General features: G+C 72.0%; 12 protein-coding genes. 5 read left to right on the forward strand and 7 right to left on the reverse strand.

All coding sequences use genetic code 11. The annotated features are described in order from the left end of the window. The first annotated feature begins 19 nt into the window (after nucleotides 1-19). Nucleotides 20-745 (forward strand): 2-phosphosulfolactate phosphatase, encoded by a 726-nt coding sequence (locus ACFP3R_RS15780; protein WP_380636920.1) that lies wholly within the window; start codon nucleotides 20-22, stop codon nucleotides 743-745. A gap of 255 nt (nucleotides 746-1,000) precedes the next feature. Here ACFP3R_RS15780 and ACFP3R_RS15785 read toward each other — a convergent pair whose 3' ends face one another. Both ACFP3R_RS15785 and ACFP3R_RS15790 read right to left on the reverse strand, forming a co-directional pair. Beyond that, the gene (locus ACFP3R_RS15785) at nucleotides 1,001-2,356 is read right to left on the reverse strand and encodes an aldehyde dehydrogenase family protein (RefSeq protein ID WP_380636922.1); all 1,356 of its coding nucleotides are present in this window, start codon (nucleotides 2,354-2,356) and stop codon (nucleotides 1,001-1,003) included. Between the two features lie 68 nt (nucleotides 2,357-2,424). Next, nucleotides 2,425-3,039, reverse strand: a complete 615-nt coding sequence (locus ACFP3R_RS15790; protein ID WP_380636924.1) for a mycothiol-dependent nitroreductase Rv2466c family protein — start codon at nucleotides 3,037-3,039, stop codon at nucleotides 2,425-2,427. A gap of 204 nt (nucleotides 3,040-3,243) precedes the next feature. Between ACFP3R_RS15790 and pepN the strand changes: the two genes are divergently transcribed. Continuing rightward, complete coding sequence (gene pepN, locus ACFP3R_RS15795; protein WP_380636926.1) at nucleotides 3,244-5,802, forward strand: aminopeptidase N; 2,559 nt, start codon at nucleotides 3,244-3,246, stop codon at nucleotides 5,800-5,802. A 168-nt stretch (nucleotides 5,803-5,970) separates the two neighbouring features. Here the strand turns inward: pepN and ACFP3R_RS15800 are convergent, their stop codons facing one another. The 4 genes from ACFP3R_RS15800 to ctaJ form a co-directional block, all read right to left on the reverse strand. Beyond that, nucleotides 5,971-6,243, reverse strand: coding sequence for an HC3 family zinc finger protein (locus tag ACFP3R_RS15800; protein WP_380636928.1), 273 nt, complete (start codon nucleotides 6,241-6,243; stop codon nucleotides 5,971-5,973). Next, entirely contained in the window at nucleotides 6,243-7,091 is an 849-nt protein-coding gene (locus ACFP3R_RS15805) for a helix-turn-helix domain-containing protein (protein WP_380636929.1), read from the reverse strand. Before ACFP3R_RS15805 ends, ACFP3R_RS15800 begins: the two co-directional genes overlap by 1 nt. 326 nt (nucleotides 7,092-7,417) lie before the next feature. Beyond that, entirely contained in the window at nucleotides 7,418-7,903 is a 486-nt protein-coding gene (locus ACFP3R_RS15810; protein WP_380636930.1) for a DUF5130 family protein, read from the reverse strand. Continuing rightward, complete coding sequence (gene ctaJ, locus ACFP3R_RS15815; RefSeq protein ID WP_344036713.1) at nucleotides 7,890-8,135, reverse strand: aa3-type cytochrome oxidase subunit CtaJ; 246 nt, start codon at nucleotides 8,133-8,135, stop codon at nucleotides 7,890-7,892. Before ctaJ ends, ACFP3R_RS15810 begins: the two co-directional genes overlap by 14 nt. Nucleotides 8,136-8,727: 592 nt before the next feature. On the opposite strand from ctaJ, the gene ACFP3R_RS15820 reads away from it, so the two are divergent. Further along, entirely contained in the window at nucleotides 8,728-8,940 is a 213-nt protein-coding gene (locus ACFP3R_RS15820; protein WP_380636932.1) for a hypothetical protein, read from the forward strand. Nucleotides 8,941-8,951: 11 nt separating this feature from the next. Here ACFP3R_RS15820 and ACFP3R_RS15825 read toward each other — a convergent pair whose 3' ends face one another. Beyond that, a complete protein-coding gene (locus ACFP3R_RS15825; protein WP_380636934.1) occupies nucleotides 8,952-9,608 on the reverse strand; it encodes an HNH endonuclease in 657 nt (218 codons plus the stop codon). A gap of 152 nt (nucleotides 9,609-9,760) precedes the next feature. Between ACFP3R_RS15825 and ACFP3R_RS15830 the strand changes: the two genes are divergently transcribed. Both ACFP3R_RS15830 and ACFP3R_RS15835 read left to right on the forward strand, forming a co-directional pair. Further along, nucleotides 9,761-11,851 carry a prolyl oligopeptidase family serine peptidase gene (locus ACFP3R_RS15830; RefSeq protein ID WP_380636936.1) on the forward strand — a complete coding sequence of 697 codons (2,091 nt, stop codon included), beginning with the start codon at nucleotides 9,761-9,763 and terminating at the stop codon, nucleotides 11,849-11,851. Between the two features lie 20 nt (nucleotides 11,852-11,871). Then, on the forward strand, nucleotides 11,872-12,756 hold the full coding sequence (locus ACFP3R_RS15835) for a mechanosensitive ion channel family protein (RefSeq protein WP_380636947.1): 885 nt from the start codon (nucleotides 11,872-11,874) through the stop codon (nucleotides 12,754-12,756). The last annotated feature ends 465 nt before the right edge of the window (nucleotides 12,757-13,221 follow it).

The following is a 13,221-nucleotide window of genomic DNA, read 5'->3' on the forward strand; positions in this document are numbered from 1 at the left end:
GTCTGCCATCCTGGGCCCGGTGTTCGGACAAGAGGGCTGCCGGCTGAGGCTGGAGTGGGGCGGCGAGGGGGTGGCCGCGCTCGGGCCGCTGTGCGCGGTGCTCGTGGTCGTGGTCGTGCTGTCGTTCTCGACGGCGGTGGACGTGGTGGTGGCGCGCGGGGGCGCGGTGCGGCCGATCCGGTGGGCGGACCGCGCGCGGGCGGCGAAACCGGCGGACCCGTCGTGGTCGCTGCGGCCGTCGTCGTTGGTGGACGTGCCCGCCGGGGTGGAGCTGGAGCTGCCGTCGCCGAACGGGGCGACGCTGTGCGCCGCGGCCGAGGCGTCCGGGGCGATCGTGCTGGCGGGGTGCCTGCGCAACGCGGAGGCGGTGGCCGCCGCGGCGGCGGAACTGGCGGCCGGCGGCCCGATCGGGGTGATCCCGGGCGGCGAGCGCTGGGGCGTCGACATCACCACTCCCCGGGAGACGGCGACCTTCGGCCCCCTGCGCCCCGCGGTGGAAGACCTCCTGGGCGCAGGCGCCATCCTGTCGGCCCTGCTCTCCACCAACCACACCCCCGCGTCGATCGAGGCGACGATCGCGGCGGAGACCTACACCCGAACCCCGATCGCCGACGCCGTCGCCGACTGCGTGTCCGGCCGCGAACTGATCGCCGCCGGTCACGCGGCCGACGTGGCGCTCGCCTCCCGGGTGAACGTCAGCACCGCCGTCCCCCGCCTGATCAACGGCGCCCTACGCCCCACCTGACCCAATCTCGCGAGTCGTACGTCCAGACCCACCGTGTCGTACGTTCAGGACCCCCGAGTTCAACATTCGCGTCGCTCCGCACCTGGTCAGCGGTTACCCATCGGTAGCCAGCACGTGTACGCGAACGTTGAACTCACCCGTCCCGAGTGTTCGACACGGTGGTCGTGAACGTTCGACTCGCGGGGTCTGAACGTGTAACTCGGGGGGTCTGGACGTACGACACGCGAGGTCTGGACGTACGACTCGCGCGGGGGCCTAGCGTTGGACCGACTTCAGCTCGGTGAACTCGTCCAGGCCGTGGCGGCCGAACTCGCGGCCGTTGCCCGACTGGCGGTAGCCGCCGAAGGGGGCGCTGGTGTTGAACGCCGCGCCGTTGATGTCCACCTGACCGGTGCGCAGGCGCCTGGCCACCGCGAGGGCCCGCTCGGGGTCGGCGGAGAAGACGGCGCCGCCCAGGCCGTAGATGGTCGAGTTCGCGATGCGGACCGCGTCGTCCTCGTCGGCGTAGGGCATGACCGACAGCACCGGGCCGAAGATCTCCTCCTGCGCGATGGCCATGTCCGCCTCGACCCGCCCGAACACCGTGGGCGCGACGTGGAAGCCGCGTGCGGTCGGCGCGTCCGGGCCGCCCAGGGCCAGGGTCGCGCCCTCCTGGACGCCTCGGCGGATGTGGTCGACCACGCGATCGCGCTGGGCGGCCGACACCGCCGGACCCAGGCGGGTGGTGGGCGCGGTCGGGTCGCCCGGCTCGTACTTCGCGGCCGCCGCGACGGCGATCTCCAGCGCCTCGTCGTGCCAGGACGACGGCACCAGCAGGCGGGTCCACGCGCTGCACGCCTGCCCGTTGTTCATGAACGCGTTGGCCACGCCGATCTTGACCGCCCGCGCGAGGTCGGCGTCCTCCAGCACGACGTTCGCGGACTTGCCGCCCAGCTCCAGCGCCACCCGCTTGACCGTCTCGGCGGCCAGCGCGGACACCCGCCGCCCGGCGCGCGTCGAGCCGGTGAACGACACCATGTCCACCATCGGGTGAGCCGCCAACGCCTCGCCGACCACCGGTCCGGTGCCGTGGACCAGCGAGAACACGCCCGGAGGCACGCCCGCGCCCTCCAGCACCGACGCCAGCAGGTCGGCGGTGAACGGCGCCAGCTCGCTCGGCTTCAGCACCACGGTGCACCCCGCCGCCAGCGCGGGCACGACCTTGGCCACCGCCTGCTGCAACGGGAAGTTCCACGGCGTGATCGCCGCGACCACGCCGACCGGCTCCCGCAGCACCAGCGAGTTGCCGATCTCCTCACCGTCAAAATATCCACTCGAAAGTGTGGTCTCGACGCCGCGGGCGATGCCGATGGGGTTGGGCACCTGTACGCGGGAGGCGAACGTGATGGGCGTGCCCATCTCGGTGGTCATCGTCGAGGCGAACTCGTCGGCCCGCTCCGAGAGCCCGTGCGCCACGGCCCGCACGACGGCCAGCCGCTCCTCCACCGAGGTCGCCGCCCACGCCGGGAACGCGGCGACGGCCCTGGTCACGGCCGTGTCCACATCGCCGACCGTGCCGGCGCGGACCGTCCCGAGAACCTCCTCGGTGGTCGGGTTGACGACCTCGATCACAACAGGCCCCCCGCACACGGTGTGACACTCTCGGACGAAACGAGGCCAAGAGTGTCACACCGAGGGCGTCAGGAGAAGTCCAGCCCCCCGGTCCGGGTGCGCTTCAGCTCGAAGAACTCCGGGAAGCCCGCGAGCAGCCGCGCGCCGTCGAACACCCTCAGCGCGTCCTCCCCGCGCGGGATCCTGCTGAGCACCGGCCCGAAGAACGCCACCCCGTCGATGTGGATGGTCGGCGTGCCCACGTCCATGCCCACCGGGTCCATGCCCCGGTGGTGGCTGGCCCGCAGCTCCTCGTCGTGCTCGTCGGTCCCCGCGGCCGCGGCCAGCTCGGCGGGCAGGCCCAGCTCCTCCAGCGCCTGCTCGACGACCTGGTCCCAGTCCTCGTTCCCCTGGTTGTGGATGCGGGTGCCGAGCGCGGTGTACAGGTCGCGCAGCACCCCGTCGCCCCGCAGCTTCGCCGCCGCGATGGCCACGCGCACCGGCCCCCACCCGCGGTCGAGCATGTCCCGGTAGTTCGGGGACACGTCACGACCCTGGTTCAGCACCGACAGGCTCATGACCCGGAAGTTCAGGTCGATGTCCCGCTGCTGCTCGACCTCCAGGATCCACCGGGACGCGATCCACGCGAACGGGCAGATCGGGTCGAAGTAGAAGTCGACGGCAGTGCGTCCCTCGGTCGACATGCGGTGCTCTCCATCCCTGCTGGTGCGAGCCGCTGGCGCGGCTCCGATCGTTCACAACGAACCGGTGTGACGCAGTCTTCCCTCGGACGCCTGTCCACTTCCCGGCACCCGTCGTGATTGGATGCGACTGTCGTGTTCACCCACGCGACACCTGTCCCGTTCCGACGAGGTCAGCGCCAAGTGCGCCGGCAGACGAGGTGACCAGTGGCGGCACCCAACCTCACCCGCGACCAGGCGCAGCAACGGGCTGCGCTGCTGGAGGTCGACTCCTACCGGATCGAGCTGGACCTGACCGACGGCGGTGGCAAGCCCGGCTCGGACACGTTCCGCTCCACCACGGCGGTCGAGTTCCGCAGCCGCACGGCGGGCGAGTCCTCGTGGATCGATCTCGTCGCCGCCAACGTCCACCGCGCCGTGCTCAACGGCCGCGAGCTGGACGTGTCGTCCTACCGCGAGGAGGAGGGCCTGCACCTGCCCGACCTCGCCGAGGCCAACGAGTTGGTCGTCGAGGCCGACTGCCGGTACATGAACACCGGCGAGGGCCTGCACCGGTTCGTCGACCCGGTCGACGGCGAGGTCTACCTGTACTCGCAGTTCGAGACGGCGGACGCCAAGCGCATGTTCGCCTGCTTCGACCAGCCCGACCTGAAGGCCGTCTACACCCTGAGGGTGACCGCCCCGCACCACTGGAAGGTCATCTCCAACGCCGCGATCGAGTCCACTGAGGACGGTATCGGCGGCGCGGACGTGCACTTCTTCGGGACCACGAAGCCCATGTCCACCTACCTGGTGGCGCTGGTCGCGGGCCCCTACGCGGAGTGGCGCGACGAGTTCACCGACGGGGCGACCACCATCCCGCTCGGCATCTACTGCCGGGCCTCGCTCGCCCCGCACATGGACCACGAGCGCCTGTTCACCGAGACCAAGCAGGGTTTCGGCTTCTTCCACGGCGCGTTCGGCGTGAAGTACCCGTTCGGGAAGTACGACCAGTGCTTCGTGCCCGAGTTCAACGCGGGCGCGATGGAGAACGCGGGCTGCGTCACCTTCCTGGAGGACTACGTCTTCCGCAGCCGGGTGACCCGCTACCTGTACGAGCGACGCGCCGAGACCGTGCTGCACGAGATGGCGCACATGTGGTTCGGCGACCTGGTGACCATGCGCTGGTGGGACGACCTGTGGCTGAACGAGTCGTTCGCCACCTGGGCGTCGGTGCTGGCACAGGCCGAGGCGACCGAGTACCGGCAGGCGTGGACCACGTTCGCCAAGATCGAGAAGTCCTGGGCCTACCGGCAGGACCAGCTGCCGTCCACGCACCCCGTGGCCTCCGACATCCCGGACCTCCAGGCGGTCGAGGTCAACTTCGACGGCATCACCTACGCCAAGGGCGCGAGCGTCCTCAAGCAGCTCGTGGCGTATGTGGGGCTGGAGAACTTCCTGGCGGGCCTGCGGGTGTACTTCGCCAAGCACGAGTGGGGCAACGCCACGCTGGCCGACCTGCTCGGCGCGCTGGAGGAGGCGTCCGGCCGCGACCTGTCGTGGTGGAGCGCGCAGTGGCTGGAGACCACCGGCCTGAACCTGCTGCGCCCGAAGTTCACCGTTGACGCGGACGGGCGGTTCACCGAGTTCGCCGTCCTCCAGGGCGGGGCCCGGCCGGGCGCGGGCGAGCTGCGCACGCACCGGCTCGCCGTCGGCGTCTACGACGACGAGAACGGCAAGCTGGTGCGCAAGCACCGGATCGAGCTGGACGTGTCGGGCGAGCGCACCGAGGTGCCGGAGCTGGTCGGCGTGCACCGCGGCAAGCTGGTGCTGGTCAACGACGACGACCTGACCTACTGCACGATGCGGCTGGACCCGGACTCGCTGGCGTCGCTGATCGACCACATCTCCGACATCGCCGAGCCGCTGCCGCGCACCCTGTGCTGGTCGGCGGCCTGGGAGATGACCCGCGAGGCGGAGCTCAAGGCCCGCGACTTCGTCAACCTGGTGCTCGGCGGGCTGGCGTCGGAGACCGAGGTCGGCGTGGTGCAGCGGCTGCTGCTCCAGGCGCAGACCGCGCTGTCCTCCTACGCCGACACCTCCTGGCGCGACGAGGGCTGGCGCCGGTTCACCACCCGGGTGCTGGAGCTGGCCCGCGCCGCGGAGCCCGGTTCGGACCACCAGCTGGCGTTCGTGAACTCGCTCGCGGGCTCCGTGCTGGACGAGTCCAGCCTGGTCGTGCTGCGCGGCTGGTTCGACGGCACGGACGTGCTGGAGGGCCTGGACGTGGACACCGACCTGCGGTGGCGGCTGCTGCACGCGCTGGTCGCCCACGGCGCGGCGGGCCTGGACGAGATCGGCGCCGAGGAGGAGCGCGACCCGACCGCGACCGGTCGCCGCCGCGCCGAGTCGGCCCGCGCCCTGCGGCCCACGATCGAGGCCAAGACCGAGGCGTGGGACCGGGCCGTGAACGACGACGAGCTGCCGAACGCGGTGTCCGAGGCCGTCGTGGCGGGCATCCAGCACGCCGGCCAGAAGGCCCTGCTCCAGCCGTTCGTGGAGCGGTACTTCGCCGACGTGGCCGACGTGTGGGACCGCCGGTCGAGCGAGCGGGCGCAGTCGGTGGTGGTCGGGCTGTTCCCGTCGTGGTCGATCCTCCGGGAGACGGTCGCGGCGGCGGACGCCTGGCTGGCCGAGGAGCGGCCGCCCGCCCTGCGGCGGCTGGTGTCGGAGGGTCGGGCGGGCATCGTCCGCGCCCTGGCGGCCCAGGAGTTCGACCGGTCCTGAGCCCGCGGGCTCGGCAGGTCCGTGAACGGGGTGGTTCCTCCGGGAGCCACCCCGTTCGCCGTGCGTGCGCCGGGGATGCGCCCCACCTGCCGTTGCGGAACGGCGGCGCAGGGGGATCGCCGACGCCCCGGAGCGCCGCGGAGGTCTCGACGGGGTGCGGGCCCCGGGTCAGCGGACCGGGTGGTCCCGCCGGGAGCCGCCGTGCGCGCGGCTGCCGGCGTTGCGCTGGCGCGGGAACGCGGGGATGCGCTCGACCTGCCGCCACGCCGCGTCGCACTCGGCGCACGTCGGCCAGCACCACGCCAGGTTCGACGCCCTCCGGACGGGCACGACCAGCTCCTCCCCGCACAGGGTGGTGGCCTCGTCGTGGGCGACCACGTGCTCGGGCACGGCGTGCCGCTTGCCGTTGTGGGGCAGCCAGCGGAAGGGGCGGAGGGCCATCAGCGGTTCTCCCTGTCGTAGGCGTCGGCCCAGCGCACGAGGACGTCCCGCGAGCGCTCGGGGCCGAGGACCAGGCGCTGGAGGTGGCGCATCTTCGCCTGGTAGGCGGTCACGGCGTCCGGGTCGTCGTGGAAGACGGTGGCCGTGTCGGTCTCGGTGTAGGCCAGCGGCCTGGTCGGGGCGCCGAAGGTCAGCAGGGTGGCCGGGTGGCGCAGCGCGGTGTGCCCCGGTGCGGCCAGGGGGATCACGCGCGGGCTGAACCCGGTCCAGCCGCACATCAGGACCAACCGCAGGAGCTGGTCGCGCATGACCTCCCGGCTGCCGACCACCAGCCTCAGCGCGACCTCGTGGACGATCACGAGGGTGTCGGGGCCGCCCGCGCGGCGCAGGTTCTCCTGGCGGGCGACCCGGGCCCTGGCCAGGTCGCGGTCGCCGGTCAGGGCGTGCGCGTAGTCCTCGGTCTGGGCCAGGCTCGGCACGGTGACCGGCTCGTAGGCGGTGACCGTGCGGGCGGTGCCCTCGTGCAGGGTCAGCGCGAGCAGGTCGTCGGGCACCGCGGTGTGCCGGCGCAGGAACGTGCCGGTGTCCGGTTCGCTCGCGATGGCCAGGACGCGCTCGCGCGTGGCCTTGTCCGCGCCGCACCGGCCGAGCAGCGTGCCGATCTCCCACGCGCTGGTGCCGCGGCTGCCGGTTTCGAGCTTGGAGAGCTTGCCCAGCGACCAGCCGAGCGCCTCGGACACCGCTCCGGACGACATGCCGGCCCGCTGCCGGGCGCGCCGCAGTTCTTCTCCCAATTCCCGGCTGCGGGCGGTGCTCAACCGGGTGGGATGCTTTTCCTCGTGCTGCATGGCTCCTCTATACCGCTATTTGAGTTGCACCAGCATGGCACGGCTCTCAACACGGCGGTCAATGCCCTTTTCGAGGGACACCGTTGCCCGCCTGTACCGATCTGAGCTGCGGGTATGCGAAGAAAATACAGTACGCGCCGTTGAATTTCCGACGCGTTCGCGCAACACCAAAAAAGCCAGGGTATAGAACGCTCACGCCTCGCGGAGCAATTTTCTTCCACGCACGCGGTGCTTTCGCGCAACGCACCCGACGAGGCCGCCCCGAAGCCGGGTGCGGACGTGCGAAAGGCCCCGGCCGCGGGGCCGGGGCCTTGTCGGGTGGTTCCTCAGCGCTGCCGGGGCGCGTGACCCGCCTGGTCCGTCAGCATCCTCAGGCCGCTGATCAGACCACCGGCCAGGTCGCCCTCCTTGAAGGAGGCGATCATGCTCATCACGGCCAGCTTCGCGGCGCGGTCCGGCAGCCGCCGGTGGGACTCGTCGCCGGTCACCACCTCGACCACGCGCTCACCCGGCGACACCGCGATCAGCACGGCGTGCGCGGGGCGCGGCGTGGAGGCGTGCAGCTCCTCGGCGCGGGCGCGCGAGTCCTGCCCCAGCCCGCCGAGGTAGACGCTGAAGTCCAGGCCGGTGGTCCGGCCGGCCAGCGTCAGCGCCTCGTCCAGCGTCGACAGCTGCACGGGGGTGAACGGCAGGCTCGGCGCGTGCGGCTCGTACATCTTCGCCGCGGACACGCGACCGCTGTTGGTCACGGCCGCGCCGGCCGGCAGGGTCGACGGGTCGACCTCGACGCGGGTCAGCTCACCAGTTGCCACGAGCGCCTCCCTTGGCGGTGCGGCCCTCGACCGGCGCGGCGGCGACCTGGTGGGCGCCACCGGGCAGGCCGGCGGGGTTGGCGGTCCACCACACGGGCGCGTAGTCCCATTCCTGGCCCGGGCGGTACCGCTGGATGCGGGTGGCCTTCGGCCTCAGCGTCAGTAGCGTGATCACGCCGTAGATGGCCAGCGGGATCAGCGCGAAGACGAGCACGGTCTCCACGATGGTCACGGCGGTTACGGTAACCGATCGCCCCGGTCCGCTCGGGGCGAGGTCACCCGTTTCCGCACTGGGCGGGTCGGACCCGGTCCGCGGCGTCCCGCCGGCGGGCGTCCTGTCTGTGAACGCCGCGCCGGCGATGTGAGCCCTGATCACGCTTTCCGAGCCGCCCACCCACTGGGACGCCGGGCGCGGCCCGTGGCCTGCACCTCTTCCGCGCGGCGCACGCGGGCGCGCGGCGTGGGCCGGTGTGATTCGGCCGACCCCCACCAGGAGCGATGTCACCGAGAGTGGTCGTGGACGCCGGATGCAGCAACCCGGCCGCTCGATCGTCGCAGCGCGTGCACCCGGAAGGACTTCGCCCGGACGGAGGCGAATGGCGGCCGGTTTGGCGTCTTGTCCCGAGCCCACTCGGCTTCTAACTTTTCACCTGTACGGCTCTTGCGCATCCCTTCAGGGATCAAAAGTCCCGCCCATACGTCTCGGAGGCCACGACATGTACACCGTGAACCGCGCTCAGGTCGCCCCTCTCACCCTTTCGCCGTACACCCGATCGGCGCAGAGCGTTACGGCTGTTCAGGCTCCGCCGCTGTCCGCGGACTCGGTGCGGATCACCGCGCGGGACTCCGTCCGGATCACCGCCGCCGACTCCGTGCGCATCACGGCCTCCGACTCCGTCCGCATCACGGCCGCCGACTCGGCGCGCATCACGGCCGCCGACTCGGTCCGCATCACCGCGTCCGACTCCGTCCGCATCACCGCCCGCGACTCCGTGCGCATCACGGCGCGCCGCGAGGACCTCGTCCCGGCGGCGTGAGCCCCGGCGCGTCAGGCGGCGGGCTCACCCAGGTAGGGGAGCCACAGCGGGTCGGCCTCGGTGACGCCGGCCAGCAGCCGCCAATGGGGCCCGCGAGGCGCCGCGGGCACCACGCGCAGCCGCCACCCCAGTTCCGACAGGAGCTTGTCGGCCTTGCGGTGGTTGCACCGGGCGCAGCAGGCCACGCAGTTGGTCCACGAGTGTGCGCCGCCCCGGCTGCGCGGCACGACGTGGTCGATCGTCTCGGCCCGCCCGCCGCAGTACGCGCAGCGGTACCGGTCGCGGTGCATCAGCCCGGCGCGGGTCAGCGGGACCCGGCCGCGGTAGGGCACCCGCACGTAGTTCGCCAGCCTGATCACCGACGGCACGACCACCGCGGCCGTCGAGGAGTGCACCACGGCGCCCTCCGGGTCGCCGTGCACCACCTCCGCCTTGCCGCACACCACCAGCACCACGGCGCGCCTGAGCGGGAGGGCGGTCAGGGGCTCGAACGTGGCGTTGAGCAGGAGGACCTTCCGTCTTCCCCAAGGCAGCACCAAGGGGGCCGGACCGGCTCCCTCCCCGCCGACCACAGCGTGCACACCGGGCTGTTTTTGGCCGGACGGGACCGACGACGCGATCCCGGCGTTCACCAGGGCGCCGATCGGCGTGGGTTGTCGGTCTGGCACGCGACCACCTCCACCGGTTCAGACCTAGGAGACCACAGATCACCGACAAAAATCACCTGTGATATGTGACGTGTCACGGAGCCGTGGGCAAAACTTCGGCGAACCGCCCCCAATCGACGATCGTTTTCAACTCTGGCGCTACCCTCGGCGGGGTGACCGAGCCTTCCCGCGCAGCGCTGCCTGCGACTACCGACTACCCCGCCGCAGAACGGCTCGACCTCGTCGAGGACCTGCACGGGCACGCCGTGGCCGACCCCTACCGCTGGCTGGAGGACCCGGCCGACCCGCGCACCGCCGCCTGGTCGGCCGCCCAGGACGACCTCACCCGCTCGTGGCTGGACGCGATGCCCGGCCGCGACCCCCTCGGCGCCCGGGTCTCCGAGCTGATGCGGACCGGCTCCGTCGGCGTCCCCGTGTGGCGGGCCGGCCGCGCGTTCTACACGCGCCGCGACCCCGACCAGGACCTCCCCGTGCTCTACGTGCGCGTCGACGGCGTGGAGCGCGTGCTGCTCGACCCCTCCGCCCTCGACCCGACCGGCCGCACCACCCTCGACCGCTGGTCCCCCTCCCGGGAGGGCACGCGCCTGGCCTACCAGGTGTCCGTGGGCGGCGACGAGCACTCGTTGCTGCACGTCGTCGACGTCGACTCCGGCGAACTCCTCGACGGCCCGATCGACCGCTGCCGCTACTCGCCCGTGGGCTGGCTGCCCGGCGGCGAGGAGTTCTTCTACGTGCGGCGGCTGGACCCGGCCCTGGTCCCCGAGGACGAGCGCCAGTTCCACCGCCGGGTCTGGCGGCACCGGGTCGGCACCCCCGCCACCACCGACCTGAACGTGCACGGCGACGACCTCGACCACACCTACTACTACGGCCTGTCCGTCTCCGAGGACGGCCGGTGGCTGGTGGTCAACGGCGCGCCGGGCACGGTCCGCCGCGACTCCGTGTGGATCGCCGACCTGCGCGGCACCGCCGAACTGCGCCCGGTCCTGTCCGCCGACCAGGGCGCGCAGTGCTCCGCGTGGGTCGAGGCCGACGGCCGCCTGTACCTCCTGACCAGCCTGGACGCCCCCCGCTTCCGCCTCTGCGTGGCCGACCCGACCACCCCGGCCGAGTGGACCGAGCTGATCGCCGAGGACCCGGACTCCGTCCTGGACGCGGCGGTCCCCCTCGACGGCTCCCTGGTCGTCGCGCGCACCCGGCACGCCGTGTCCGAACTGCACCTCCACGGCGCCGACGGCGCCCACCTCCGCCAGGTCGACCTTCCCGGCACCGGCTCCCTCCACGGCCTGTCCACAGCGGACGAACTCACCCTTGCCGACCGCGACGTCCTGTGGTTCGGCTGGTCGGACTTCGTCACCCCCACCTCCGTCCACCGGTTTTCGCTCTCCACCGGCGCCGTCACCCTCGACACCGCGCCCCCCGGAGCGGTGACCCTCCCGGACCTGTCCACAACCCAGATCTCCTACCTGTCCCCCGACGGCACCACCGTGCGAATGTTCGTGGTGTCCGGGTCCCGGCACCCGGACCTGCCCAGGCCGACGCTGCTGACCGGGTACGGCGGGTTCGCGGTCGGGCGCGGACCGGGGTACAGCGCGACGACGTTGGCGTGGGTCGAGGCGGGCGGGGTGTGGGCGCACGCGTCGCTGCGGGGCGGCGACGAGGAGGGAGAGGAATGGCACGAGGCCGGGATGCGGTCGCGGAAGCAGAACGTGTTCGACGACTTCCACGCGGCGGCGGAGCGGCTGATCGCGGACGGGTGGACCACACCGCAGCAGCTGTCGATCACGGGCGGCTCGAACGGCGGCCTGCTGGTCGGGGCGGCGCTGACGCAGCGCCCGGAGCTCTACGCGGCCGTGGTGTGCTCGGCGCCACTGCTGGACATGGTGCGGTACGAGAACTTCCTGCTCGGGCGGCTGTGGGCGGAGGAGTACGGTTCCGCGGCCGTCCCGGAGGAACTCGGGTGGCTGCTGGCCTACTCCCCGTACCACCGGGTGCGACCGGGAGTTGAGTACCCTTCGGTGCTGTTCACGGTCTTCGAGTCGGACAGCCGCGTGGACCCGAACCACGCCCGCAAGACGTGCGCCGCGCTCCAGCACGCGACGGCGAGCGATCCGACCAAGCACCCGGTGTTGATCCGCCGGGAGACCGAGGTCGGGCACGCGGGACGGTCGGTGAGCCGGACGGTCGGGCTGGCCGTGGACCAGTTGACCTTCCTGGCCTGGGCGACGGGCCTCGAGTTGTAGATCGGGAGGACTGCTACGTGCTGAACGTGGAGTCGACGCTCGCAGTCGAGTGGTGGGTCGCCAACGGCCCGAAGCTCGCGGGCGGCGCGCTGCGGATCTTGCTGGTCGTGATCGTGGCGGTGATCATCCGGGCGGTCCTGCGCCGGCTGATCGACGGCATGACGCGGGGCAACGGCGGACGCAAGCCCAAGCTGCTCAAGCCGCTGCGGGAGCGGGCGCCCCAGGCCCTGGGCGCGTTCGCCTCCGAGCGGCGGGAGCAGCGGGCCAGGACCATCGGCTCGGTGCTGAAGTCGTTCGTCACGATCATCGTGTTCGGCGTGGCGTTCATCCAGGTCCTGACCGAACTGGGCATGAACGTCGCCCCGATCCTGACCTCGGCGGGCATCCTCGGCGTGGCCATCGGCTTCGGCGCGCAGAACCTGGTCAAGGACTTCCTGGCCGGCATGTTCATGATGCTGGAGGACCAGTACGGCGTGGGTGACGTGGTCGACCTGGGCCCCGCCACCGGCACGGTCGAGTCGGTGGCGCTGCGCACCACCACGATCCGCGACACCAACGGCACGGTCTGGTACGTCCGCAACGGCGAGATCCTGCGCGTCGGCAACTCGTCCCAGGGCTTCGCCGTGGCGGTGGTCGACATCCCCCTGTCCTACGGCGCCAACCTGGCCTCCGCCACCCAAGTCCTCACGACGGCGGCAGAGGAGGCCGCGGCGGAGGAGCTGCTGGCCAAGGACGTGACGGACAAGCCGCAGGTCCTGGGCGTGGAAAAGGTCACCCCGGAGGGCATCACCATGCGCGTGACGGTCAAGGTCAGGCCGGGACGCCAGTGGGCGGTCCAACGCGCCCTCCGGGCCAAGCTGATGCCGGCCCTGGAGGACGCGGGGATCTCCCTCAAGTCCTCCTGACCCACCACAGCACCACAGCCATACCAAAACCTGATGGGCGCACCCAGCCCGATCAGCCCGGAACGACCCCCACCAGGGGCCGACTCCGGGCTGGAGCGGCCCCGGCCAGGGGCAGGACCGAGGCGGGCAAGGACAGCACGGAGCGGGGCCGGACGAAGCCGGGCAAGGCGAGCCCGAGCCCGAGGCAGAAACCGGGCCAACAAGAAACAGAGGCCGAAGCAGAGCTGAGGGCGGAGGCAAACGCAGGGCGGACCTGGACCGGAACCGAGCCGGAGTTCGACCGGAGTCAGGCTGACACCGGACCGGCACCAAAGTGCCCGAAACCAGCTCTGACCTGCCCTAACCCACCTCCCCGACCTCGACCCTCCTCTCCCCCCACCTCCACCCAACGGCCACCGGCCGACGAGGCCCGATTTGACATGGGTTCGAGTGCCATAGGCTGGTCGGAGCCGGCAGGCTCGGCGG

Origin of the sequence: Saccharothrix lopnurensis, from assembly GCF_042658445.1 — a bacterium.
Taxonomy (GTDB): domain Bacteria; phylum Actinomycetota; class Actinomycetes; order Mycobacteriales; family Pseudonocardiaceae; genus Actinosynnema; species Actinosynnema lopnurensis.

Coding starts and splice junctions, on each gene's coding strand:
- ACFP3R_RS15800 (WP_380636928.1), bottom strand. CDS start 6,243: ATGGCCCTCCGCCCCTTCCGCTGGCTGCCCCACAACGGCAAGCGGCAC.
- ACFP3R_RS15790 (WP_380636924.1), bottom strand. CDS start 3,039: ATGTCGACCGAGGGACGCACTGCCGTCGACTTCTACTTCGACCCGATC.
- ACFP3R_RS15805 (WP_380636929.1), bottom strand. CDS start 7,091: ATGCAGCACGAGGAAAAGCATCCCACCCGGTTGAGCACCGCCCGCAGC.